This window comes from Pseudomonas lijiangensis (assembly GCF_018968705.1).
In the GTDB taxonomy this organism is placed as follows: domain Bacteria; phylum Pseudomonadota; class Gammaproteobacteria; order Pseudomonadales; family Pseudomonadaceae; genus Aquipseudomonas; species Aquipseudomonas lijiangensis.
This window is the reverse complement of sequence record NZ_CP076668.1, coordinates 1914910-1938972: the sequence shown is the minus strand read 5'-3', so window position 1 is coordinate 1938972 and position 24063 is coordinate 1914910. Positions and strand designations below refer to the sequence as shown.

The 24063-nt window shown below is 58.1% G+C and carries 20 protein-coding genes and 1 pseudogene; 4 read left to right on the top strand and 17 right to left on the bottom strand.

Annotation, left to right across the window (positions count from 1 at the left end; all coding sequences use genetic code 11):
- Window positions 1–3 precede the first annotated feature (3 nt).
- The gene (locus KQP88_RS08440) at window positions 4–471 is read right to left on the bottom strand and encodes a hypothetical protein (protein ID WP_025259417.1); all 468 of its coding nucleotides are present in this window, start codon (window positions 469–471) and stop codon (window positions 4–6) included.
- A 364-nt stretch (window positions 472–835) separates the two neighbouring features.
- Between KQP88_RS08440 and KQP88_RS08435 the strand changes: the two genes are divergently transcribed.
- Complete coding sequence (locus tag KQP88_RS08435) at window positions 836–1072, top strand: DUF2789 domain-containing protein (protein ID WP_198728306.1); 237 nt, start codon at window positions 836–838, stop codon at window positions 1070–1072.
- Window positions 1073–1082: 10 nt separating this feature from the next.
- Here KQP88_RS08435 and KQP88_RS08430 read toward each other — a convergent pair whose 3' ends face one another.
- The 13 genes from KQP88_RS08430 to KQP88_RS08370 all read right to left on the bottom strand — a co-directional run bounded on the left by KQP88_RS08430 (window position 1083) and on the right by KQP88_RS08370 (window position 18059).
- Window positions 1083–2564, bottom strand: coding sequence for a phospholipase effector Tle1 domain-containing protein (locus tag KQP88_RS08430; RefSeq protein WP_216705380.1), 1482 nt, complete (start codon window positions 2562–2564; stop codon window positions 1083–1085).
- A gap of 328 nt (window positions 2565–2892) precedes the next feature.
- Window positions 2893–3297, bottom strand: coding sequence for a TraR/DksA family transcriptional regulator (locus tag KQP88_RS08425; RefSeq protein WP_025259414.1), 405 nt, complete (start codon window positions 3295–3297; stop codon window positions 2893–2895).
- 293 nt (window positions 3298–3590) lie between these two features.
- Entirely contained in the window at window positions 3591–4616 is a 1026-nt protein-coding gene (locus KQP88_RS08420; protein ID WP_025259413.1) for an ABC transporter permease, read from the bottom strand.
- A gap of 45 nt (window positions 4617–4661) precedes the next feature.
- Window positions 4662–6245, bottom strand: a complete 1584-nt coding sequence (locus tag KQP88_RS08415) for a sugar ABC transporter ATP-binding protein (protein WP_216705379.1) — start codon at window positions 6243–6245, stop codon at window positions 4662–4664.
- A 61-nt stretch (window positions 6246–6306) separates the two neighbouring features.
- Entirely contained in the window at window positions 6307–7248 is a 942-nt protein-coding gene (locus KQP88_RS08410; RefSeq protein WP_216705378.1) for a sugar ABC transporter substrate-binding protein, read from the bottom strand.
- 479 nt (window positions 7249–7727) lie between these two features.
- Complete coding sequence (locus KQP88_RS08405) at window positions 7728–8744, bottom strand: Gfo/Idh/MocA family protein (protein WP_216705377.1); 1017 nt, start codon at window positions 8742–8744, stop codon at window positions 7728–7730.
- 38 nt (window positions 8745–8782) lie between these two features.
- Complete coding sequence (locus tag KQP88_RS08400; protein WP_198728311.1) at window positions 8783–9793, bottom strand: Gfo/Idh/MocA family protein; 1011 nt, start codon at window positions 9791–9793, stop codon at window positions 8783–8785.
- Window positions 9794–9835: 42 nt separating this feature from the next.
- Window positions 9836–11773 (bottom strand): 3D-(3,5/4)-trihydroxycyclohexane-1,2-dione acylhydrolase (decyclizing), encoded by a 1938-nt coding sequence (gene iolD / locus KQP88_RS08395; RefSeq protein ID WP_216705376.1) that lies wholly within the window; start codon window positions 11771–11773, stop codon window positions 9836–9838.
- Between the two features lie 190 nt (window positions 11774–11963).
- Window positions 11964–12791: a TIM barrel protein gene (locus KQP88_RS08390; RefSeq protein WP_216705375.1), complete on the bottom strand. Its 828-nt coding sequence runs from the start codon at window positions 12789–12791 to the stop codon at window positions 11964–11966.
- Between the two features lie 33 nt (window positions 12792–12824).
- Window positions 12825–14327, bottom strand: coding sequence for a CoA-acylating methylmalonate-semialdehyde dehydrogenase (locus tag KQP88_RS08385; protein WP_216705374.1), 1503 nt, complete (start codon window positions 14325–14327; stop codon window positions 12825–12827).
- A 25-nt stretch (window positions 14328–14352) separates the two neighbouring features.
- The gene (iolB, locus tag KQP88_RS08380) at window positions 14353–15162 is read right to left on the bottom strand and encodes a 5-deoxy-glucuronate isomerase (RefSeq protein ID WP_025259405.1); all 810 of its coding nucleotides are present in this window, start codon (window positions 15160–15162) and stop codon (window positions 14353–14355) included.
- 14 nt (window positions 15163–15176) lie between these two features.
- A complete protein-coding gene (gene iolE, locus KQP88_RS08375; protein WP_216705373.1) occupies window positions 15177–16076 on the bottom strand; it encodes a myo-inosose-2 dehydratase in 900 nt (299 codons plus the stop codon).
- 45 nt (window positions 16077–16121) lie between these two features.
- On the bottom strand, window positions 16122–18059 hold the full coding sequence (locus KQP88_RS08370) for a bifunctional 5-dehydro-2-deoxygluconokinase/5-dehydro-2-deoxyphosphogluconate aldolase (protein ID WP_200994055.1): 1938 nt from the start codon (window positions 18057–18059) through the stop codon (window positions 16122–16124).
- Window positions 18060–18353: 294 nt separating this feature from the next.
- Between KQP88_RS08370 and KQP88_RS08365 the strand changes: the two genes are divergently transcribed.
- From KQP88_RS08365 to KQP88_RS25555, 3 genes and pseudogenes are all read left to right on the top strand, one after another.
- Window positions 18354–19262: a MurR/RpiR family transcriptional regulator gene (locus KQP88_RS08365; RefSeq protein WP_025259402.1), complete on the top strand. Its 909-nt coding sequence runs from the start codon at window positions 18354–18356 to the stop codon at window positions 19260–19262.
- A 300-nt stretch (window positions 19263–19562) separates the two neighbouring features.
- A pseudogene (locus KQP88_RS25560) lies at window positions 19563–20336 on the top strand (PAS domain-containing protein); the annotation flags it as partial.
- Between the two features lie 87 nt (window positions 20337–20423).
- Entirely contained in the window at window positions 20424–20882 is a 459-nt protein-coding gene (locus tag KQP88_RS25555; protein ID WP_407681830.1) for a methyl-accepting chemotaxis protein, read from the top strand.
- A gap of 131 nt (window positions 20883–21013) precedes the next feature.
- Here KQP88_RS25555 and KQP88_RS08355 read toward each other — a convergent pair whose 3' ends face one another.
- Genes KQP88_RS08355 through KQP88_RS08345 form a run of 3 tightly spaced genes read right to left on the bottom strand, consistent with a single transcriptional unit; the run spans window position 21014 to window position 24035 of the window.
- Window positions 21014–21994, bottom strand: coding sequence for a lysylphosphatidylglycerol synthase domain-containing protein (locus tag KQP88_RS08355; RefSeq protein WP_216705371.1), 981 nt, complete (start codon window positions 21992–21994; stop codon window positions 21014–21016).
- A complete protein-coding gene (gene clsB, locus KQP88_RS08350) occupies window positions 21991–23253 on the bottom strand; it encodes a cardiolipin synthase ClsB (protein ID WP_216705370.1) in 1263 nt (420 codons plus the stop codon). Before clsB ends, KQP88_RS08355 begins: the two co-directional genes overlap by 4 nt.
- Window positions 23250–24035, bottom strand: coding sequence for an endonuclease/exonuclease/phosphatase family protein (locus KQP88_RS08345; RefSeq protein WP_200994059.1), 786 nt, complete (start codon window positions 24033–24035; stop codon window positions 23250–23252). The genes clsB and KQP88_RS08345 overlap by 4 nt, the downstream gene beginning before the upstream one ends.
- Window positions 24036–24063: the final 28 nt, after the last annotated feature.

Below are 24063 nucleotides of genomic sequence, written 5' to 3'. Positions count from 1 at the left end.
GAATCACTCGCTGGCCTTGAAGGTCAGCTCACCCTTGCGCCATTTGGCAGCCTTGCCGATGGCCGCTTTCAGAGGCTTGCTCAAGCCGCCCTGCAATTGCTCATTGGCCGCAAAGACCATGAACACGCCGTGACCTTCCCTGAAAACGATGCCGTGGCCTTCAGGAATATCGACATAGGCGTAATCGCCCAGGCCGTAGACGGTGAACTTGATATCGCGGAACTTCAATTCAAACTTTCCGCCTTCACGGCTGGGCAGGACAGAAGCGCGAAAATGATCCCCTACCTTGAGTTCAAGGCGCGGTTTGTCATCGACTACCAGTGCGGTTTCGGTGTCGATTTCGGACATGTAGATGCCGTCGGGCGATTGCTCGGTGACGTAGACAAAACGTGACTGGAACTGCTTGACCAACTGCGCACGTAGATCACCGAGCACAAACAGAGAATGGGTATCCAGGTTACTTACAGCCAATGTACAAATCCTCGAACATGAAAATAAAGCTGCCTGACAAAGCCAGGACAGTCAAAAAATAAGCATCCTTACAGGCCACCGAAGCGGCTGAAATACCTGCTGACACGCACTGAAACTGCGAGCGATGATTCCATGGTCGCCACCCTGCCGGGCAGGCTGGAGGCGGATTCTACCGACAGACAACGCCAGCGGCATACATACCTTTTGTACAGAGAGGTATCAGAGACAGGGAAAGCGGCACGATTCGGCACGCGAGACAGACATTAGCACCTGTCGCCGGATCAATAAAAGATTCGTCGAACTCTTGTCCGTGGCCAGCACTCCCATAAAGGACAAAGGCCAACCCTGTAGACAAGGAGATGACATGGAACTGCCAACCCACTCTCTGCCCAACCTGTTCGCCCAACTGGGCCTGGACTCGGATGAGGATAGCATCCAGAACTTCATTGCCAACCATTCACTGCCTGATGATGTGAAACTGATCGACGCCGAGTTCTGGACACCCCAACAGGCTAGCTTCCTGAAGGAAGAACTGCGCGAAGATGCCGACTGGGCTCCTGTGGTCGACGAACTCAATGTGTTGCTGCACAAGAGCCCATAGCGCACGGAACTCAATGCCGGTATCCAGGCTGACTTGCATTTGGATAGCGGACCCGCCCCCCGGGTTGCGGCGCATGCACGAATACCGCATCACTGAAACTGCCGACCCGGCCGATGATCGCATTCCAGTGCGCCGAGTGATGAATATAACGCCAGCGCAGCAGGCATTCTTCCTGCTCGCTCAGGGTATAGGCACCGCCGCGGGCATAGCTGATCAACTTGCGGCTGATGCTTTCCAGCTCTGGAACGAGCCGCAGCTCGGCAGTGTCGGGAACCGGCTCGAACGGTACGCCTTCATCACAGGCCAGTGCATGCATGACCCGCAGATAGACACGCGACAGATGACCGAACACCTGACGACGCAGACAGGCTGCCGCCATCACCGTCTTGAGCCCCAAGGCAGCAGCGTGCGTACGGCCAAAGGCTTCGCAACATTCCACCCGTAACGAAGCCTCGCGATCCCGGGGATCAATCCACTGCCCGGCATCCAGCGCCTGCAAGTCTTCCTGAGCCTGCAACCAGGCTGTACTCGACTCGCAGGCCGTATCACGGGAAGCCATGCTCAGCCTTGGCCGGGTCAATAACAGCTTTTCTTCCATCTGAGGATGGTAACCCCCGCCAATGTCGGCATGGGCTCCGGGCAACACAATCTCCCGGCTCCAGTCAGGGGTAATACTGTTGAGCGCAAAGTTGCGCCGCGACTCATCCCGCGCCACCAGATGCAACACCTGCTGGGCACATCCGGGAGGCAGATAGAGATTGACTCTGTTGTTGGCCGGATCGCGGACATTGTAGAGATCCTTGAAACTGCCAATGGCAGCAACCGTATCGAACAACCCGATCACCTTGAGCCTGACACTGCCCTTGCCCCAGCTGAAATCCGGACCCAGCGGGACCTTGCGGCTTGCCAGGGCAGGTTCGAGCGCACCTTGGGCCTGCTTGAGGACTTCATTGACGAAATGCCGGGCAGAGGCAGCCCCACGGCTGAAACCGAAAACATCCAGCTCAAGGGCTTCGATGACGCATCCGGGATTATCCAGGGCAAACGCCTTGAGACGAGAACCGAGCTTCTTGATGGCATGCTCGGCCTTGGCCACCACGCCCGTGGTGCCGCGACCAAAACTCTGCCCTGGCCATAGGGAATCCCCGCCCCCGGAAGTTGTACCGGCGCCACTGATATAAACAGGCCAATAAACTTTCAAGCCCTCCCCATCGTTCCTGGCTACATATTGATGGCGATAAAGTGCAACCAGCCGGGCAATATTACTCAGATCATTGCTGTAACTGCTATTGGGATCTGAATGCCGCCCCGCACACTCGACGATATGTTTTCTGTCGTTGACTTCCATCATGGCGCGACAATCGGCGCCTATCTGGCTATTGGAGCGATTATTGCCCGTCCCATCGAAGAAAAGGCCTGCACGCACCGTAACACGAAGCATTGCGGTATCCGATACCGCAGCCTCCCGATTAACTTTCCATGTATATTTCATTGTCTGTCCGTCCGTAGAAAACAGTCATTTCGCATGACTGCCTTTTAACCAATTCAATACAATTGATTAAACAGCTTGCCCAGCAATAGACAACAGTCAAGTAACGGAGAGATTTACAGAGCAGTCCTACAAACCGAGAGAATATTACTCAGACTAAACAATAAATAAATATCACAATAGTTTAGAAAAATGTTATTCGACAAAATTCACAGGACCTTTGCAATATCCTGAATAGATATTCGGGGGAGGTTGTCAAACTCCAGGCACAACAAAACCGGGAGGCTAAAATAGCCTCCCGGTCAGGTGACACCTCACTCCAGCCTGTGGATCAGGCCTGGCGCTGGTGCTTGTCGATCTGCTCGTGGCGCTCTTGCGCTTCGATGCAATATTTGGTCGTCGGGCTGATCAGCAGGCGCTTGAGGCCAATAGGCTCTCCGCTGTCGTCGCACCAGCCAAAGGTGTCATCGGCAATACGCGACAGAGCCATTTCCAGCTGTGGCAGCATGCGCTGATCGCGGTCGATGACATTCACCAGCCAATGACGCTCTTCTTCTACCGAAGCAGCATCGGCAGGGTCGGCCGGGGTGTCCAGGCTCTCGATAGCAATGCGGCTTTGCTCGATACGCTCGTGGATTTCAACCTTCATGGCCTGCAACAGCTCGACGAAGAAAGCATGCTGTTCAGCATTCATGTAGTCATCGGCCGGCATGGCCAGCAACTTTTCCTTTGTCATTGATTTCTCTATAAAAAAACGTGCATTGAGGAGCGGCTCAACGTTGCCGTAAAAGCGCCATGATCTCCAAGCGCCACCAGGCACTCAATTTACGAGGGGCGGCAGTCTAAGGCCGGCTTGGCCCGTCGGCAATACAATTGAAGGGATTTTGTACCCCGACTGCATCGACGCCCCTGAAAATCAGGCCTTGATACCTCTGTGAAGAGCCTCTGACTCTGCTTCGAGAGATCAGTTCCGGTAAAGGAAAAAGCACAAAAGGGCCTGTTGAAGGCCCTTTTGTGCTCAATCCGCTATCAACGCTTGGCTTTGCGCTTGTTGCGATACTGATCGATTACCACCGCAACCACAATGATCAGGCCCTTGATGATGTCCTGAACATAAGCATCCACGCCAACAAAGGTGAAACCACTGGCCATGACGCCCAGGATCAGCGCGCCGATCACGGTGCCGGTAATGCGCCCGACGCCACCGGCCAGGCTGGTGCCGCCGATCACCGCAGCGGCAATGGCATCCAGTTCATAGGACATGCCCATGCCCGCCTGCCCTGTCGCCGCACGCGCCGAAGCCACGACCCCGGCCAGCCCCGCCAGCAGCCCCGCGATGCTGTAGACGATGACCAGATGACGTTTGACGTTGATACCCGAAGTGCGGGCCGCCTGCATGTTGCCGCCAATCGCGTAGGTGTACTTGCCGTACTTGGTGTAACGCAAGGCGATGTGAAAGATCACCGCGACAACCAGGAAGATGATGACCGGCATCGCCCCCTGACCAATGGCCGTGTAGGAGTCGGAAAGCATGCTCACCGGCTGGCCTTCGGTATAGAAACGCGCCAGTCCGCGAGCAGACACCATCATGCCCAGCGTCGCAATGAAAGGTGGAATCCCGGTGATGGCGATGATACTGCCGTTGATTGCTCCGGCCAGCAGCCCGACTCCCAGCCCCACGACGACCGGTATCCACACCGGCAAGTCGGTGAGCGACGGAAAGACCGCCCGGGAAAAGTCCGACGTCTGCGCCAGACTGGCGGCAATCATCGCCGACAGGGCCAGTACCGAGCCCGACGACAGATCGATACCGGTGGTAATGATGACCTGAGTAACCCCGATAGCCAGCAGGCCGATGATCGAGACTTGCAGGATCATCAACACCAGCCGCTGGGAGTTGAGCAGGAAGCTCTGGTCGCGCACGATCCAGCCCAACAACTCGAAGACCAGCCCGATACCGATCAGCACCAGAAAAATACTCAGCTCGGTAGGCAGCCGCCGTTTGCTCTTGTTCGGCGCCAGGGCCGGTTTGTTCTGCAAAATTGCGTTGCTCATTTCCATTTCCCTCTTGTTCTTCTGCCGCCCGTCCGGACGGGCAACTCAGTGAACCGAATGGCCGGAAGCCAAGTGCATGACCTTTTCCTGGGTGGCCTCACTGCGATCGAGGATGCCCATCATTTCACCTTCGTGCATGACCATGACCCGGTCACTCATGCCCAGCACTTCGGGCAACTCGGAGGAAATCATGATCACGGCCATACCTTCGCTGGCCAGCAAGGAAATCAGGCGATAGATTTCTGCCTTGGCCCCCACATCGATGCCACGGGTCGGCTCATCGAGAATCAGGATTCTGGGGTTGGTCATCAGCCAGCGGGCCAGCAATGCCTTCTGCTGATTGCCGCCAGAAAGCGTATCGATGCATTGCTCAAGGGAAGGCGTCTTGACACGCAGCTTCTTGCACATGTCTTCGCACAGCGCCCGCAGGGCTTTCTGCTGGACGAAACCATTGCCGACGTAGTTGGCCAGAACGGCCATCTCCATGTTCTCCATGACCGACAGGCAGGGGAACAGCCCCGTCAACTTGCGATCCTCGGTCAGTAACGCGAAGCCCTTTTCGATGGCCTGATGCGGATCGGCAATATGCACCGGTACGCCATCGAGTTGTATTTCGCCGCCCTGACCGGGCGTGATACCGAACAGTGTTTCAGCCACATTGGTCCTGCCCGACCCCATCAACCCCGCAATGCCAAGAATCTCGCCGGCATGCAGGTCGAAGGACACGCCCTGGAATACCCCGTCCAGGCTCAGATCACGCACCGACAGCAGCAGGTCGCCAATGGGGTTTTGCCGCTCGGGAAAGAGCTGGGTCAGCTCACGTCCGACCATCATCGAGATCAGGCTGTCGCCGTCCATGCTTTCCGCACGCTGCAGACCGATGTAGGCGCCATCGCGAAACACCGCCACTTCATCGGCGATCTCGAACACTTCGCTCATCTTGTGGGTGATATAGATGATGCCTTTGCCCTGGGCGCGCAGGTCAGCAATGATCGAAAACAGGTGGGCGACTTCCGTTTCGGTAATGGCAGAGGTGGGCTCGTCCATGATGAGAATGTCGGAGTCATAGGACACTGCCTTGGCAATCTCCACCATCTGGCGCTCGGCAATGCTCAGGTTGCCTACCAGCTCCTGCGGATCGAGCCTTATGCGCAAGCGCTCCAGCAGTTCGGCCGTGCAGCGGTACATTTCCCGGTGATCGACCATGTGCAGGCTGTTGAGTTGTTCGCGGCCGATCCAGATGTTCTCGGCAATGCTCATGAACGGCATCAGGTTCAGCTCCTGATGGATCATGGCAATACCCGCCTGCAAGGCAGACAGAGGCGTATCGAAGCGCACGGGATTGCCCCGCAGGCGTATCTCACCGGTATCGGGTTGATAGATCCCGGCGATGATTTTCATCAGGGTCGACTTGCCTGCGCCATTCTCGCCCATCAGGGCCAGCACAGTGCCGGGCCGTACCCGTAGCTGTACATCGTTGAGGGCGATGACGCCCGGAAAGCCCTTGCTGATATTGCTGATTTCCAGCAGATAGGGAGATGAAGCGTCAGTGGCAGCAGGGTCATCGACACGGGCAGCGGACGGCGTCTCGCGCTGGGTATGGCGGGTGGCGGTAGCGGAACCGAACATGATCGAAACTCCTCGGGCAGCAAGCTGTGGGAGGGCAGGCTTGCGCCCTCCCCTGGCCTCTTCACTGTTTCTTTTTAGTGAATTCGTCGACGTTTTCAGGCGTGATCAGGCGATACGGAATCAGGATGGCCTGTGGCTCGACCTTTTCCTTTTTGGCCAGCTTCACAGCGGCATCGATTGCGCCTGTGGCCTGACCGTGAGCATCCTGAAAGACCGATACCGCCAGGTCGCCACGCTTCACGGCATTGAGACCATCAGGCGTGCCGTCCACTCCGGCAACCAGCACGCTGCCGGGTTTGGTACCTGCCTGCTTGAGGGCCATGGAAGCGCCAATCGCCATCTCGTCGTTGTTGGCCAGCACCGCATTGAAGGCTCTGCCCTGAGTGATCCAGTCGTTGGTCAGGTCCATGCCTTTCTGGCGTAACCAGATACCGGTCTGTTCCTGGTCAATCTTGATGTCGGGGTATTTGCCCAGCACCTCTTTGATGCCTTTGGTGCGGTTCTGCGTCGAGTTGTTGGCCAGATCCCCCAGCAGGATCATGACGCTGCCCTTGCCACCCAGTTTTTCGGCGATGTATTGCATCTGCATGCGGCCAGCCTCCATGTCATCGGAGGTGACGGTGGCAACGCCTTCGGGCAGCCTGGGATCGTCGGGACGACGATTGACGTACACCAGCGGGATCTTGGCTGCCGTGGCGAACTTGGTGATACGGGCGGTCGCTGCGGTGTCCACGGGGTTGACGATCAGTGCGTCGACTTTCTTGCCGATGAGCTCCTGTACCTGATCGATCTGCTTGTTCACATCCGCACGGGCATCGACGAACTGCAGGTCGACACCATCGGGCAGGGTCTTGGCATGGTCTTTCATGTCTTCGCGCAGATAAGTCAGCCAGGTGTCATCGAACTGCGACATGGCTACGCCTATCCTGATGTCGGCCAGTGCAGTGCCGCTGCCCAGAAGCAGGGCCAGAGCCAGGGAGGTGAAACGAATCTTGGTCTTCATGAAGGTCTGTCTCCAAATTCTTGTTGTTGTTCAGACTTGGTAACGACGTAGCGAAGAGCGGTTTATTTCGGCAGACGAATACCCGTAGCGCCGGGTATGCAGAACAGTTGCGCATCCTGGTGCTGCACACACATACCGCGTGCGACGAGCGTAAGGAATCGCTCCATGACAGAGATCCAGAATGACGAGGGGGCAGAACGCATGGCCTGTTGGCCGCGGGTAGGGGTTTTCATCGACGGTACCTATCTTTGTCTTGTTTTTGTTTGCTTGTTACCTGCGACCTTCAGACAAGTCCGACAGCACAGGTGATTCGATAGTCGGCAACCTGAAAACGACTTTATTGGAAAATATTTTCCAATTCAACTCATTTTAGAATTTTATTCTTTTTTATTTCTCTCTCCCGGAATGTCGATAGCAGCAAGCCCCGGCTCTCTCCAGAGAACCGGGGCTTGCGTGTAACCCTGAAAAAAACGCGCTGTTTACAAGGCGATCACTCGTCCCTCCTGCGCACTCAGTCGTGCAGCGTCCAGTACCACGGCAGTCGCGACTGCATCGTTCGCATCCACAGGATTCTGCCCGCCCGAGTCGATGGAATCCTGCAACTGTTTATAGAACTCCAGCCAGCACCCCTGCTCCGAGGGAACCCGCTCCCGGTGGTCGCCGTGCTCGAACCAGCCCCAGCGCCTGTGCTCCTCGACACCCCAGCGCTCGCCTTCAGACATGGGCGTCAGACCAGCCAGAGCGGCCTCTTCCTGACCATCCAGGCCTTCGACACTGTAGCAACCCTGGGTTCCACTGACCCTGAAGCGCGGCCTCGGCGTGTTTTGCAGACAACTACCGGACAAATGCGAGACGACACCACTGGCATGGGTCAGGGAAATGAAGAAGGCATGGTCCGGCGCATCGGGCGTGCTGGACTGCAACTCGGCATACACCCGGCTGACCGGGCCGAACAGCACCAGAGCCTGATCCACCAGATGGCTGCCAAGATCACGCAACAGGCCGCCACCACTGGTCTTGCCCACCGACCTGGGGGAATAGCGTTCGATGCTGGATTCAAAACGGCTGATGGAGCCCAGCACGTCGTTGTCGATCAGCTTGCGCAAGGTCAGGAAGTCCGAATCCCAACGCCGGTTCTGATAAACGCTCAGTTGCACGCCCCGCCGCTTCGCCGCGTCTACAAACTCACGGGCCTGGGCGGCGTTGTCGGAAAAGGGCTTGTCGCTGACCACGTTCACGCCCAGCTCGATGGCTTCGAGTATCAGGGCGCGACGGGAAGCCAGCGGCGTGGAGATCACGACAGCATCGACACCGGATGCGACCAGATCGGCCAGGCTATCGAAGGTCGCGACATCGGGGTGATCGTTGGCCACTTCCTGCCGCCGCTCGGGTGAGCGGGTCACGACCCCCACAAATGTTGCATCGGGCAAACTTGAAAGCAGCGTGGCATGAAAGTAACGCCCGCCCTTTCCGTAGCCCACCAATCCTATTCGCATGAAGTCCTCCTGTCGTTGCTGTCGCTGACAACTCTCTTTCAGCCGTAGAACCCGGGACGACTGGCCAGGCTGACCGGCACGATCGCGCCACTGCGCTGCGCCTCGACACAGGCATCGGCGGTTACCGCAGCCGCGTAGCCATCCCAGGCTGAAGGACCACCGACTTTACCGGCATTCACACCATCGATGAAAGCCTGCAATTCGACATCATAGGCCGCGATAAAACGGTCCTTCCAGTCCATCAGGATGGCATTCGACAGCTTGGCCTCGCTGCGCAACTGGACTTGCGACGGCTCGGGCAGCCTGGCGATACCGGTCTCGCCGACCACTTCGCACTGGATGTCATAACCGTACTGGCAATTGACGAAGACCTCGACGTCGATGCGGGTTCCCTTGGCGGTTTCCAGCAGTACGATCTGCGGATCCTTGAGATGCGCCAGCGCTTTGGAGGATTTGCGCGGGAAGACCACTTGCACCGAAACATAGTCATCGTCGAGCAGCCAGCGCAGCACATCGATCTCGTGGATCAGGGTGTCGGTGATCGCCATGTCGGTCTTGTAGTTCTCGCCTACGGTCGGGTTGCGGTGAGCGCAGTGCAGCATCAATGGCTCGCCGATCCTGCCACTGTCGATCACCGACTTCAGGGCACGATAACCTTCGTCATAAGGACGCATGAACCCAACCTGCACCAGACGTTTGCCGAACGCGACTTCAGCATCGACGATACGACGGCAACCTTCGGCAGTGACCGCCAGAGGCTTCTCGCAGAACACCGGTTTGCCTGCGGCAATCGCTGCCAGCACGAACTCTTCATGGGTCGGTCCCCATGAAGTCACCAGCACCGCCTCCACATCCGGTGCGGCGATCAGGGCGTGACCATCGGCATAGACTTCAGCCGTGATATCCAGCTCACGAACCACAGTGGCCGCCTGTTCGAGATTGATGTCGGTGACGGCCACCACCTGACTGCCGAGAAGGGTCTTGCTGCAGCGCCGGATATGATCACGACCGATTGCGCCAGTACCGATTACGCCTAATTTCAAAGCCATTGCAGTGCTCCTGTTGAATTCATTCCGAATGAATAACCGCAATCAATATTGACGGGCCTTGGCCAGTTCCTTGTTGAGCTTTTCGTACACCTGGGCCGTGGTGCCGGTGGTGGAGACCTCGGCAACACCCACCCGCCACCAGGACAGGTAGTTGTGGATCATGGTCTTGGGCAGGACTTTGATATCGATGAGCGTCGAAACGGTCTGCCGTTGCGCATCTGCCAGCGCCTCGCGCAGTTGCTCAAGGGTGTTGACCCTGTAGGTCTTGCAGCCATAGGCCGCTGCGCTCATGGCGAAGTCCACCGGCACGAAGTCGCCATCGAGCAGGCCGGTTTCCGGGTTACGAAAACGGAACTCGGTGCCGAAGCTGTTCATGCCGTTGCCCATTTGCAGGTTGTTGATGCAACCGAAGGTCATGTTGTCCAGCAGCACGACGTTGATCTTGCGTCGCTCCTGAACCGAGGTCGCCAGTTCCGAGTGCAGCATCATGTAGGAGCCGTCTCCTACCAGTGCGAAGACTTCCCGCTGCGGCGCAGCCAGCTTGACGCCCAGTGCGGCATTGACCTCGTAGCCCATGCAGGAATAGCCATACTCGACGTGGTAGGTATCGACGCCGGTACTGCGCCAGGCACGCTGCAGGTCGCCGGGCAGACTGCCAGCGGCGGCGACGATGACCGCGTCTTCTGGCAGGCTCTGGTTGAGCACTCCCAGCACAGCGCTCTGGGTCAGGCAGGAACCGGTCACTTCGATGAATTCGCGCAATACGGCCGGGTCCATGTGGTCATTGATTTCCGGCGTGAAATCGATGGCCTGATATTCGGCGGCATAGATACGATCGACTTCGGCCTCCAGCTCCTGCTTCGCCCGCCCGGGAGCATCTCCCCAGGCCGCGCGATAGTCGCTGGTCTGCAAACCCTGAAGCAGTTCCTGCAAGGCTTCCCGGGCATCGGCCAGCACCTGCACACCATCGAGCTTCTGTACGTCGAAAGCACCGACGTTGAGATTGAGAAACTGCACATCCGGATTCTGGAACAGCCATTTCGAGGCGGTGGTGAAGTCGCTGTAGCGCGTGCCGACGCCAATGATCAGGTCTGCTTCTTTGGCAAGCTGATTGGCCGCCAGCGTGCCCGTCTCCCCAATGCCACCCATGTTCAGGGGATGAGCCGAGACAATGGCGCTCTTGCCGGCCTGGGTTTCCGCGAACGGAATCTCGAAACGCTCTGCAAAATCCTGCAAGGCCTGGGCTGCACCGGAATAACGCACCCCGCCGCCACAAATCAGCAGCGGCTTGCGCTTGCCCTTGAGCAACGCCAGCGCGTCATCGAGCATGGCACGGGTTGGCGGGCGACGGTCGATGCGATGCACACGTTTTTGCAGGAAGCTGTCGGGGTAATCGTAGGCTTCGGCCTGTACATCCTGAGGCAGGGCCAGGGTCACGGCGCCGGTTTCAGCCGGATCGGTCAGCACCCGCATGGCGCTGAGGGCAGCGCTCATCAGTTGTTCGGGACGGTTGATGCGATCCCAGTATTTGCTGACGGCCTTGAAAGCATCGTTGGTGCTGATGCTCAGGTCATGGAACTGCTCGATCTGTTGCAACACCGGATCGGGCTGGCGGCTGGCGTAGACATCGCCGGGCAGCAACAGCAAGGGAATACGGTTGGCCGAAGCGGTCGCGGCAGCGGTCAGCATGTTGGCGGCACCCGGCCCCACCGAAGACGTGCAGGCGTAGATCCTGCGCCGCAGATGCTGCTTGGCAAAACCGATGGCGGCGTGGCACATGCCCTGTTCGTTACGGCCCTGGTGAACCACGAGATCGCCACTGTCCTGCTCCAGCGCCTGACCGATCCCCAGCACGTTGCCATGGCCGAAGATGGTGAAAACCCCGGCAACGAACTTGCTCTGCACGCCATCGACTTCGACATACTGGTTATCCAGAAACTTCACCAGCGCCTGGGCCATGGTCAATCGGGTTGTACTCATGCTTGCACCTTGTTTTTGTGAGTTGTCTCTTCGCATCTGTGCAGACTGTGTGAAAACTACTGTGCTCGGTCATGCTGCGTTGAAAACAGGCTCGGAATGCTCATTTACAAAACGTAAACTCCGCTTCCTCGCCTGTTTTCGCCTTGCCTGACCTTCGCTCGCTACGTTTTCACACGGTCTGTAAGCGGATTTATCCGCGAAGGCAGCACTGGGACAAATGACTCATGCTCTGTTCGATAGCCTCGGGAATGTTGTCCAGGGCATGCACGCTTTCGGCAAAGGGCTCGAAGGACAGATGCCCGTTGTAGCCACTGGCCAATAACCGTTCGATCTGACTGGCATTACCCAGAATGTCCGCTTCGCCCACCAGCACCCGATGCCCGTCACGAATACTGTTGAGGGGTGCCTGGGTATCTTCGACACCGGAGATGTGCACCAGCCCGGTGAGTTCGGGGAACAGCTCCACCTCACCCGCCAGATGGTGATGGAAGGTGTCATGCACCAGCCGATACACATCCAGCCCGCCAACGCCTCTGATCGCATCCACCGCCTGACGCTTGAAGCGCAACGCGCATTCTTCAAAACCCAGTGGCTCGACGAAACCGAGAATTCCGTGCTCACGCAGAATCGGAGCCAGCTCGGTCAAGGCCGTGCGCAAGCCCGTGGCACGCTGCGCGGCATTACGCGCATCGGCACGTTCGTTGAGCGGGCACATCACCAGCGCTTCGGCACCGCAATCGCGGGCATATTGCGCCAGCTTCGTGGCCTGAGCCCGACGCTCGTCATTCCACACATCGAACGGGTACAAGGCATTGATCGACAGCACACGAACCCCCTTGGCAGCGCATAGCTCGCGGACGGTCTGTGGCGACGTACCGTCTTCGATCTCGATACCCTTGAGGTCGTTGCGAATTTCGATGGCGTCGGCGCCAAGCTTCACTGCCAGATCTACAAAGTCCGGCAGGGACAGGCGTGGGGCGACCATACGATTTAGGGCAAAGCGCAGAGGCTGACTCATTGTTATTGTTCTCCACAGTCCATTGTCTGAAGGTTACTTGGCGGTTGGCATGCTGAATTCAGGACCTTTGGCGATGCTGTCCGGCCAGCGTTGCATGACACTCTTGTAGCGGCTGTAGAAGCGCAGGCCCTCTTCGCCGTAGGCATGGTGATCGCCGAACAGCGAACGCTTCCAGCCACCGAAGGAATGCCAGGCCATGGGCACCGGAATCGGCACGTTGATGCCCACCATGCCGACCTTGATCGAGCGGGCAAAGGCACGGGCCACGCCACCATCGCTGGTGAAGCACGACACGCCGTTGCCGAACTCATGGGCATTGATCAGCGCCACGGCACTGGCGAAATCCGGCACATGAACGATGCCCAGCACCGGGCCGAAGATTTCTTCCTTGTAGATCTGCATCTCGGGCGTGACGTTATCGAACAGCGTCGCCCCGACGAAGAAGCCCTGCTCGGCGCCCGGCACCTTGAAGTTGCGACCGTCGACCACCAGCTTCGCACCCTCTTTGATGCCCTGGTCGATATAACCCTCGACCTTGGCCTTGTGCACGGCAGTGACCAGCGGGCCCATGTCCGAATCGGCCTGCATGCCATCACCCACCTTGAGCTGGTCGATGCGTGGCAGCAGTTTTTCGATCAGTTGCTGGCCGACATCGCCCACCACCACCGCAATGGAAATCGCCATGCAGCGCTCGCCCGCCGAGCCATAGGCTGCGCCGATCAAGGCATCGGCGGCCTGATCCAGGTCGGCATCGGGCATCACGATCATATGGTTCTTGGCACCACCCAATGCCTGCACACGCTTGCCGTGGGCAGTGCCTTGCTGGTGGATGTATTCGGCAATCGGGGTCGAGCCGACAAAGGAAATCGCTTCGATGCCCGGATGTTGCAGCAGGCCATCCACGGCGACCTTGTCGCCCTGAACAACACTGAACACGCCATCCGGCAAACCGGCTTCCTTGAGCAGACGCGCCATCAGCAGGCTCGCCGAAGGGTCACGTTCCGAAGGCTTGAGGATGAAGCAGTTGCCGGTGACCAGTGCCAGGGGAATCATCCACAGCGGCACCATCACCGGGAAGTTGAACGGCGTAACCCCGGCACAGACGCCCAGCGGCTGACGCAAGTTCCAGTTGTCGATGCCACCGCCGATGTTGTCGCTGAAATCGCTTTTCAGCAGGCTCGGCGCACCGCAGGCAAACTCGACGATTTCAATACCACGTACCACCTCGCCACGGGCATCGGACAGCACCTTGCCGTGCTCGCGACAAATGATCTGCGCCAGCTCTTCGTGATGCCTGTCCAGCAGCTCCTTGAACTTGAACATGACCCGCGCACGACGCAGGGACGACTGATCGGCCCAGGCTGGAAACGCTGCCTGGGCCGAGGCGACCGCTTCGTCGATGGTCTTGAGGCTGGCCAGGGCAACCCGCGCCTGAACCTTGCCGCTGACCGGATTGAACACATCGCTGTAACGCTCGCCATCACCGTTATTGAACTGGCCGTTGATGTAATGGCCGATAACCGGGGACTCGCTCATCTGACTGACTCCAAATCGAAAGAGGTTAAAGATCCAGCAACCAGCTGTGCTGCGGGTCGTTATTGAACTGCCAGGCACGCTTGGGGCCTGCCATCACGTTCAGGTAATAAGACTCGTAGCCGTAGGGCACGCTGACCGGGTGATAGCCCTTGGGCACGGTCACCAGATCGTTGTTTTCCACGGCCATGGCCTGATCGATGCTGCGATCGTCGGTGTACACCCGCTGGAAGACGAAGCCCTGTGGCGGGTTGACCTGGTGGTAATAGGTTTCTTCGAGATAGCTCTCGTGGGGCAGGTTATCCATGTCGTGCTTGTGGGGCGGATAGCTGGAGGAATGCCCGGATGGCGTGCGCACTTCCACCACCAGCAGCGAATGGGCCTGCTCCGTATCCGGCAGGATGTCGCAGACATAACGGGTATTGGCGTTTTTGCCGCGCACGCTGCGCTTCATGCTGTCCGGCGTGATAAGGCGCGCCGGGGCACGCTTGGAACTGTCGCCGGGGGCCTTGCAGACCGCCAGTTGCGCAGGCCCCAGTGCCGTGAAATGTGCCTGGCTGTGGGGCGGCAGGTACACGGCAAACGGCGACTTCTCTTCAAAGACCGAGTGCCGGTCGCCGATGTTTTCCCAACTGAACGCGCCCTGCCCCAATGCTTCGCCGCTCACACTGGCATGGCCGGTGAGCAGCACCACGCACAATTCGTTGTCTTCGGCATTGAGGGACAAACGCTCGCCGGTTTCCAGGCGATACGCGGCGAAGCCTACATATTCCAGCGCACCCTCCTGCAACTCGACGATGTCGCGCCCCTGTGCCTTGCTTTTAGTCAACAGATTCATTGTTCAGTCCTCCGTTATCGAGCATCCATCAACAGTTGGCGCAGCGTGTCATAGCCTTTTTTGGCGTAGACATAACTGGGCGCGACGGCAGGGTCCTGTTCGGCTTCGACAACCAGCCAGCCCTGATAACCAGCCTGCAGCAGCACCTTGAGCAGCGCCGAGAAATCAATATCGCCATCGCCGGGCACGGTAAAGGTGCCGTTGACGATGCAGTCCGGGAAACTCCATAGATTGTTGCGCGCCAGTTGCACGACCGGCTTGCGCACATCCTTGAAATGCACATGACAGACGCGGTCAATGTGCTTGCTCAGTACCTGCAAGGGTTCGCCACCGCCCATGTAGCAGTGGCCCGAATCGAACAGCAGGCCCACTTCGGGACCGGTCAGTTCCATCAGGCGATCAATGTCCTGAGGCGACTCGACGTAGGCGCCCATGTGGTGGTGATAGGCAAGACGCACGCCCCGGGAAAGGGTGAAACGCGCCAGTTCGGTGAGCTTGTCGGCATATTCACGCCAGGCGGCATCGGTGTGGAAACGGGGCCGTTCGACCAGAGGAATGCGTTGCCCCTGAATGGAGTCGGCCACTTCGCCATACACCAGCACCGAAGCACCGTTCTGCGCCAGCAGTTCTACATGGGAGGCAATGGCTTCGATTTCCTCGGCCACCGAACGCTGTGCCAGTCGGCTGGAATACCAGCCCGACACCAGCGCCAGCCCATAAGGACGCAGCACATCACCGACCCCTTTGGCGTCCTTGGGAAACTTTCCGTTGAGTTCAAAACCTTCGTAGCCGATTTCCTTGCCCTCGCTCAGGGCAGTGCTCAACGGCGTTTCGCCGCCCAGCGCCGGCAGGTCGTCGTTGCTCCAGGAAATCGGATTGATGCCGATGCGGATGTTGGATGCGGAAACAGGCATGGCTGCACCTTTCTTGTTGTTATCACTGCGTCAATGAGGATGGGGTCAGGCGCGGGCTTCGCGCCAGGACTCGATCAACCAGATAAACGTACTCTGCACCTGATTTATCAGAGTAGCGTCGTCGATTTCCCCGGCCATCCAGGCGCGACTCGGCTCCCTGAAAATCGTCCGGCCAACGGCAAACCCCTTGCAGGAGGTGCTGTGACGCGCCTGGGCAAAGCCGACGGCCAGTTCTTCCACCGGGGCATTGAGGCCCAGCAGCACCACGCCACGGCAATACGGATCGCGCTCCTGAATCAAGGCATCCAGTTGCTGCCAGACCTCGGTACTCTGCGCTTCGATCTTCCACCACGCAGGATAGATGCCCAGGTTGTACAAGCGCTTGAGGGCACGGTACATGACGTCGGGATGAGTCGACGGGTGGTCCTTGGGCGGGATGATTTCCAGCAGCAACTCATGACCACTGACTTGCGAGGCCTCGTACAAGCCTTTGATCTGGGCTTCCTGCTCAAGACGCAGAAGCGGCTCGTCGTCAGGGTGATACTGCACCAGACACTTGATGATCTGCTCCTGAGGCCAGCTCAACAGATTGCTGCCAATGGAGCGGCCATGCTCGAACGCCAACGGCCTTGAGCCCTGCACTTCCACTGGTCGGGCAACCCACCAGTCGCGACCGGTGGCAGCGTTGAGTGAGTCCTGACCGAATCGCTGATCGGCAAGCAGACCGACATCAGCCTCGATACCGCGCTTGTGCAGATCAGCTTCGACACGCTCGACAGCCGTTATAAAGAGTTGCTTGAGATCGCTGATGCTGCCAAGGTCGCGTCCGGCCTGCTGGGCCAGCTCCACCAGTTGCCCGCGATGATCGAAGGCAAAGATGAACAACTGCTTCCACTCTTTGCGAGGCACGCTGACCTGATGCAGGCGTTGCAGGACAACATCGCGATCCGGCCGGGTGATCGGCACCGGGCTGTTGAACAGATAATCCAGTTCCGCCGGAGTCGGCATGGCGGGTGCGCAGGCATGGCGCGACACCACCAGACCGCCGCAGGCATTGGCCAACTGGCAGCAGCGCTCGTCACTGGCATCCTTGAGCCAGCCGCTGAGGAAACCAGACATGAAAGCGTCACCGGCCCCCAGCACATTGAGCACTTCGACCCGCACGCCCGGATAAATGGCACCGTCTTCGAGGCGGGCCGGAATCGCACCGTGAATCACGGTACAGCCCTGCGGCCCGAGCTTGACCACCAGAGTCGCAGCCGTCAGCCCACGCACCACCCGCAAGGCAGCGAGCAAGTCCTCGGTCCCGCCCGCGATCAGAAACTCTTCTTCGGTGCCGACGATCAGGTCAAAACGCGGCAGAATGCGCTGCACATGCTGGCTGACATGCTGATCGGCGACAAACCGGGTTTCGCCATCGGCCTTGCCGGCCAGGCCCCACAGGACTGGCCGGTAATCGATATCCAGAACCCGTCTGACGTTGTGCTTTTCGGCGTAATCCAGTGCCTGACTGCTGGCCTTGAAAACCTGCTCGGTGGAGAAATGCGTGCCGGTAATCAGCAGGGCCTTGCTTGAAGCAATCTGGGCTTCGTCGATGTCTTCGGCGCGCAAGGCCATATCGGCGCAGTTTTCGCGGTAGAACACCAACGGAAATGTTTCACGATCTTTCAACCCAAGCAGCACCATGGCCGTCAGACGCTCGGGATCACGCTTGATTGCGCTGACATCACAGCCTTCACGCGCAAGTGATTCAACCAGGAAACGCCCCATGTGATCGTCGCCAACACGGGTGAGCATGGCCGATTTGAGGCCCAGTCGAGCCGTGCCGAAGGCGATGTTCGCCGACGAACCGCCCAGGTATTTGGCAAAGCTTGAGACATCTTCCAGCCGCGCTCCAACCTGCTGCGCGTAGAGGTCGACGCCAAGGCGTCCGAGGCAGATCAGATCCAACTGACGCCCACTGACAAAGCGAGTCTGGCCCATGGTGGCTCCTGTTATTTTTATCAGCCTGCATGTCACGCCATTGATGCGCAAAATGCTTTTGGTAGGACAGAGCCTAAAACGTCCCGCAGGATCAATCAATAATTATTCTATAATTTTTTCAAGTAGAATATTTTTTCCAATGGCGATGCGCGGAGTGCTGTCACACTTGGCTGACAGGTGAGATATAGTTCATGGCTATGTACGAAAGCGGCCAGATCAATGCGCGATCAACGACACTCGACCATTTTCGTACAGCGTGTGGCGCCCTAAAGAACAAGCAAAAAGGATTGAGATATGAACAGCACCGAGCAGCCGTCCCTGCCGGACACAGGCCTCGATACGCCACCGACCAGTGCCGAGGGCCTGCTGCGGCTGATCACCAATGAATATGACGGCCTGCCACGTCAGCTCAAACGTATCGCCAGCTACATGAGCCAGCAGAGCGACCGGATCATGGTCGATCGCATCAGCGATATCGCCCGGGAATGCGAAGTTCACCCTTCAGCCATCGTGCGCTTTTCCCAGCGCTTCGGCTTCAGCGGTTTCAGTGAAATGCAGGCGCTGTTCCGCGAGGCCTATACCCACAAGACGACGCCGGTACAGAACTACCAGCAACGCATCCGCAACATGATCGCCAACAAATCCCAGAAAGCCCGCGGCGGCGATCTGGCTCGTGAATGCGTGAATGCCACCTTGTCGGGCCTGGAGCGACTGGGCGCGGACCTGGACGACGACGAATTCGAGAAAGCCGTGGATCTGGTGGTCAACGCCGACAATATCTACGTGGTGGGCGTGCGCCGCTCCTTCGCCGTGGCCGATTATCTGGTCTATAACCTGCAACACACCAACAAGCGCATCCATCTTATTTCCGGCCTTGGCGGCAGTTATCGGGAGCAGATGCGCAGTGTGCGGGCCAATGATCTGGTCATTGCCATCAGCTTCACGCCCTACGGCAAGGAAACCCAGCATTGCCTGCGCATTGCCCAGCACAATCAGGCCAAGACGCTGATCATCACCGACAGCAACCTCTCGCCACTGGCCAAACGAGCCAATTCGGTGCTGCTGGTCAATGAAGGCAGTTCGTTCGCCTTCCGCTCCTTGAGCGCCACACTGTGCCTTTGTCAGGCACTGTTCATTGCCGTGGCCTATCGCCTGGAATTGAAGGTGGATGAAATTCATGAACAGGCAGGGTTCGAGGACTGAAACAATCTTTCTCGGCGCAGCCTTTATAAAGAGGCTGCCAGTTTTTTATGGGTGCCACGGAAATCAGGGACACATTCGTTTGAATCAAACTTTTCAGTGATCCAACACAAAACAATACTCGTATTAGCTACAAAGTTGATCATCATTATCATCTGAATGTTTTTTTCATAATCCGTTGTACAAACGCCCGAAGTGCCACCTATAGTGCCATCATCGCAGAAGGATACGCACGAGTGCCCTACGCACCGCAGGCCGAAGGACGGGAACCCTCATTGCAACTTCCTCCTGAGCCACGCCGCCATGCTATTTAATTCAAAAAAAAAAGAATTAATTGCCCTCCAGCAAACCATTGACCAACAAGCCTGGTTATTAAAAGCACTTGATCGTTCGATGGCCATCATTGAGTTCGATCTCAATGGTGTCGTGCTGACAGTCAATGACAACTTCCTGAAAACCATGCATTACCGTCGCGAAGACGTGCTGGGCAAGGAGCACCGCAAATTCTGCCCGCCCGAATACGCTCGCAGTCCGGAATACAGCCAGTTGTGGAATCGCCTGAGAGCCGGAGAGTTTGTCTCCGCGACTTTCCGTCGTGTAGCCGGCAATGGCGAGACCGTATGGCTTGAAGCCAGTTACAACCCGATCAAGGATGAATCGGGCAAGACCGTGAAAATCGTCAAGTACGCGCTGGACATCACCGCCAAGGTCCAGGCCGACAGCGAAGCGAAAAACAAGCTGCAGGCCCTCGACCGTGCCATGGCTGTGATCGAGTTCGATCTGGAAGGCCGGATCCTCTGCGCCAACAGCAACCTGACGAGCCTGATGGGTTACAGCGAAAAAGACTTGATCGGCAAGAGCCACAAGCTGTTGTGCCCACCGGACATCACCAGCAGCAGCGAATATGCCGACTTCTGGAGACGCCTGAACAAGGGCGAGTTTTTCAGCGGCCAGTTCAAACGTGTCAACCGCCATGGGCAGATTGTGTGGCTGGAAGCCAGTTACAACCCGGTATACGACACGGACGGGAAGCTGTGGAAAATCATAAAATTCGCTTCGGACATCACCGCCCGGGTCGAAAAGCATGAACGTGATAGCGACAGTGCCGCGCAGGCCTATCACATCTCGGTACAGACCCGGAAAGTCACCGAACAAGGCACCCAGGTGATTCAGCAGGCCGCGACCGAAATGCGCCAGATCTCGGTGAACATCGAGGACTCGTCACGCATCGTCACCCAGTTGGGCGAACGTTCGGAGCAGATCACCACCATCGTCAACACCATTCGCAGCATTGCCGAGCAGACCAACCTGCTGGCGCTGAACGCGGCCATCGAAGCGGCACGGGCCGGTGATCAGGGTCGCGGTTTTGCGGTGGTGGCCGATGAAGTTCGCCAACTGGCCGGACGCACCAGCCGCTCCACGGCCGAAATCTCGGAGATGATCGGCGTGATCCAGAACGAAACCCGCCAGGCCATCGACAGCATGGAGAACACCCGCAACAACGCCGTCAAGGGTGTCGACCTGGCCGATCAGGCCGGCTCGGTGATCGTCCAGATCAGCGAAGGCACCAGCCATGCGGTCGATGCGGTGAAAATGTTTGCGCGTCAGGGCGTGGGGCACTGATAGACAGCCGTTACTACAAACCCTGTGGGAGGGGCCTTGGCCGCGACGGCTTGCTTACAGGCAATACATCTTCAGCGCCTGAAACATTCTGTCGCGGCCAAGGCCCCTCCCACTTCATGACATGTGCGCCTTCACATCCGCTTCTGGTTCTTTGCGCTGAGCTTCTTCGCTTTTTTCTCCAGCACCACATACACCAGCAGGGCAATCAGCAGAGGCAACAGGAAATAAATGGCCCGGTAGCCGATCAGTCCCGCCAGCAGGCTGCCTTTGGAAAACTCCTGGGCCAGCAAGGTGATGAACACGGTTTCCAGCACCCCGAGCCCTGCCGGAATGTGGGTAATGACACCTGCAATACTGCTGATCAACAGCACACCCAATATCGCCGGATAGAACGCGTTATCCGGCAGCAGGGTGTAAATCACCATCGCCATCAACGACCAGTTCAAGGCCCCGAGGCCGGCCTGCATCAACGCCTGCCCGAGGGAAGGCAGAACGATTTCCTGCCCCCGCAGCTTCCAGGAGCGCCGTTTGGAAAAGCGGCACGCCAGCAGGTAGGAAAAGCACAGCACCAGCAAACCCACGCCGATCAGTTGCAAGGACGTCGTACCGACCTCCCAGGCCTTGGGCAGCTTTGGAAAGCCCATCGAGAACACGGCTCCCGCCAGCAGCATGTAGCCCAGCCAGTTGGTGATCAGACTGAAGCTCAGAATCCGGGTAATAGTCGGCACATCCAGCCCCAGCCGGGAATACAGGCGATAGCGCAAGGCAATCCCGCCCACCCAGGAACTCAGGTTGAGGTTGAAGGCGTAACAGACGAACGTCACCGGTACGATCTGCTGTATCGACAGCTTATGGCCCGTGTAATAACGCGCCAGGATGTCGAACCCGCAATACGTCAGGTAACTGACCAGCGCTACCAGTACCGCAATACTCAGGGTACTGAGTTTGTAGGACTGCAAGGCATGGCTGACTTCCTGCCAGTCGAGGTTCTTGACAAGCATGAACAGCAACACCGGCACGGCGATGAAGAAAAACAGGTTCAAGCCACGCTTGGCCCACTTCCAGCGGGTCCCGTGACCATTATCGGCTGATGCCTGGGCGACCTGAGTCATGACGATTGCTCCCTGTCTCGTAAATCCTGATGAGCCTGCTGCTCGATGACACGCGCCTCGGGCATCACATCCCCTGCCCTGATGGGCTTGAGGCGCATGCCGTGGACCGGAAACAACCCGGCGATGGCCGGAAAATGCCGCAGGAAGTGGAAGCACAGAAAAATCATCGGCGCACGCCACCACTGACCACGGGCCGCGCCCTTGAGATTGATCTGGGTGCTATGTGCAGCAGCGAGTTCGCACAGATGCTCATGCAGGCGCTGGTTGAGGTCCTGGTCACGAATGAACAGGTTGGCCTCAAGATTCAGCGCCAGACTGAGCGGGTCCAGATTGCTGGAGCCGATGGTGGACCACTCCCGATCGATCAGCGCGACCTTGCCGTGCAATGCCCGTTGCTTGTATTCGTGAATCACCACGCCATCACGCAGCAGGTAGGTATACGTCAGCCGTGAACAGACCCGCACGAACGGCATGTCGGGCTGCCCCTGCAGAATCAGCGTGACCTTTACCCCACGCCGTGACGCATTGCGCAGTTCGCGCAAGAAGCGATAGCTGGGGAAAAAGTAGGCATTGGCAATGGTGATTCGCTGGGTCGCGCCCCGAATCGCCTTGAGGTACTGCTCTTCGATATCGGTGGTGTGATTGCCGTTGTCGCGTTCGGCCAGCATCATCCGGGCATTGCCGGCGTATTTCAGTTTCAGAGGAATCTGCTTCAGCGTGGCGCGCACCGTCGGGTTGAGCATGCGCAGCGCGCTGCGATGGATATCGGCGAGGATCGGGCCTCGGACCAGCACGGCATAGTCCTGCTTGGCGGTGAGCCCGGTATCGGTCATGTGATCGACGCTGTAATTGATACCGCCAATGAACCCCAGTTCACCGTCGATCACCACCACCTTGCGATGCAGGCGCCGGAACAGATTGGTGCGCATCCCCATGAAGCGCGGGCGCGGATCGAACAACTGGATCTGGATACCCGCCTCGATCATGGCTTTGACAAAGCCGGAACTCAGGTCCGAAGTGCCATAGTCGTCCACTGTGACGACGACCCGCGCACCATTGTTCGCCGCCTCGATCAGAGCCTCTTGCAAGCCTTTGCCGATGCGGTCCTCGAAAATGATAAAGGTCTCGACCAGCACTTCCTTGCGGGCTGCACGAATGCATTCGAAGACCCGGGAAAAGAAATCCTCGCCGTTGATCAACAGCTCCACGCAATTACCGTCGCGCCATTGCTCCTGCTGCTCCCTGGCATTGTTGCTCATAACGTTACCTCCACCGCCAAGGGTGCATGATCGGAAAGATGGGACCAGGGCCGGTTGGACAGCACTCTGGGCCTGTGTGTGGTCGCGTTGCGTACGTAAATCCGATCCAGCCTCAACAGAGGCCAGCGGGCCGGAAAGCTCTTGGCCGGCGCGCCGAAACGCTCGACGAAGACCTCATGCAGCCCGGTACCTTGCAACAACGCATCGGCGCGCTGACGCCAATCGTTGAAATCCCCGGCGACAATCACCGGCACACCGACCGGCAAGCGTTCCATCAATTCGGCCAGCAGCTTGAGCTGTTGTCGCCGGTGACTTTCAAAAAGCCCCAAGTGCACACAGACCGCATGAACATGCCCGTAATGCGGAACCTCGAGGATGCAGTGCAATAACCCGCGTTCTTCAGTGCCGTGAATGGAGATATCGAGGTTTTCGTGCTGGACGATGGGGTATTTGGACAGCAGCGCGTTGCCGTGATCCCCTTCCGGGTACACCGCGTTGCGCCCATAGGCAAAGTCCTTCCACATGCTGTCGGCCAGAAACTCGTACTGCGAAATCGTCGGCCAGTCCTTGATCCGCCGGGCATGACTCTGGTGCTCGCCATGGACTTCCTGCAGGAACACGATATCGGCGGACACACTCCGTACCGCCTCGCGCAGCTCCGGCAGAATGAAACGACGGTTGAAGATGCCGAAGCCCATATGCATGTTCATGGTCAGCACATTCAATGAAATGTTCGCTGACACCGGCGTGATGTTGCCCAAGGGGGGATTGGCACTGGTCAAGGCTCGCTCCTTCACGACATTCAAGTCA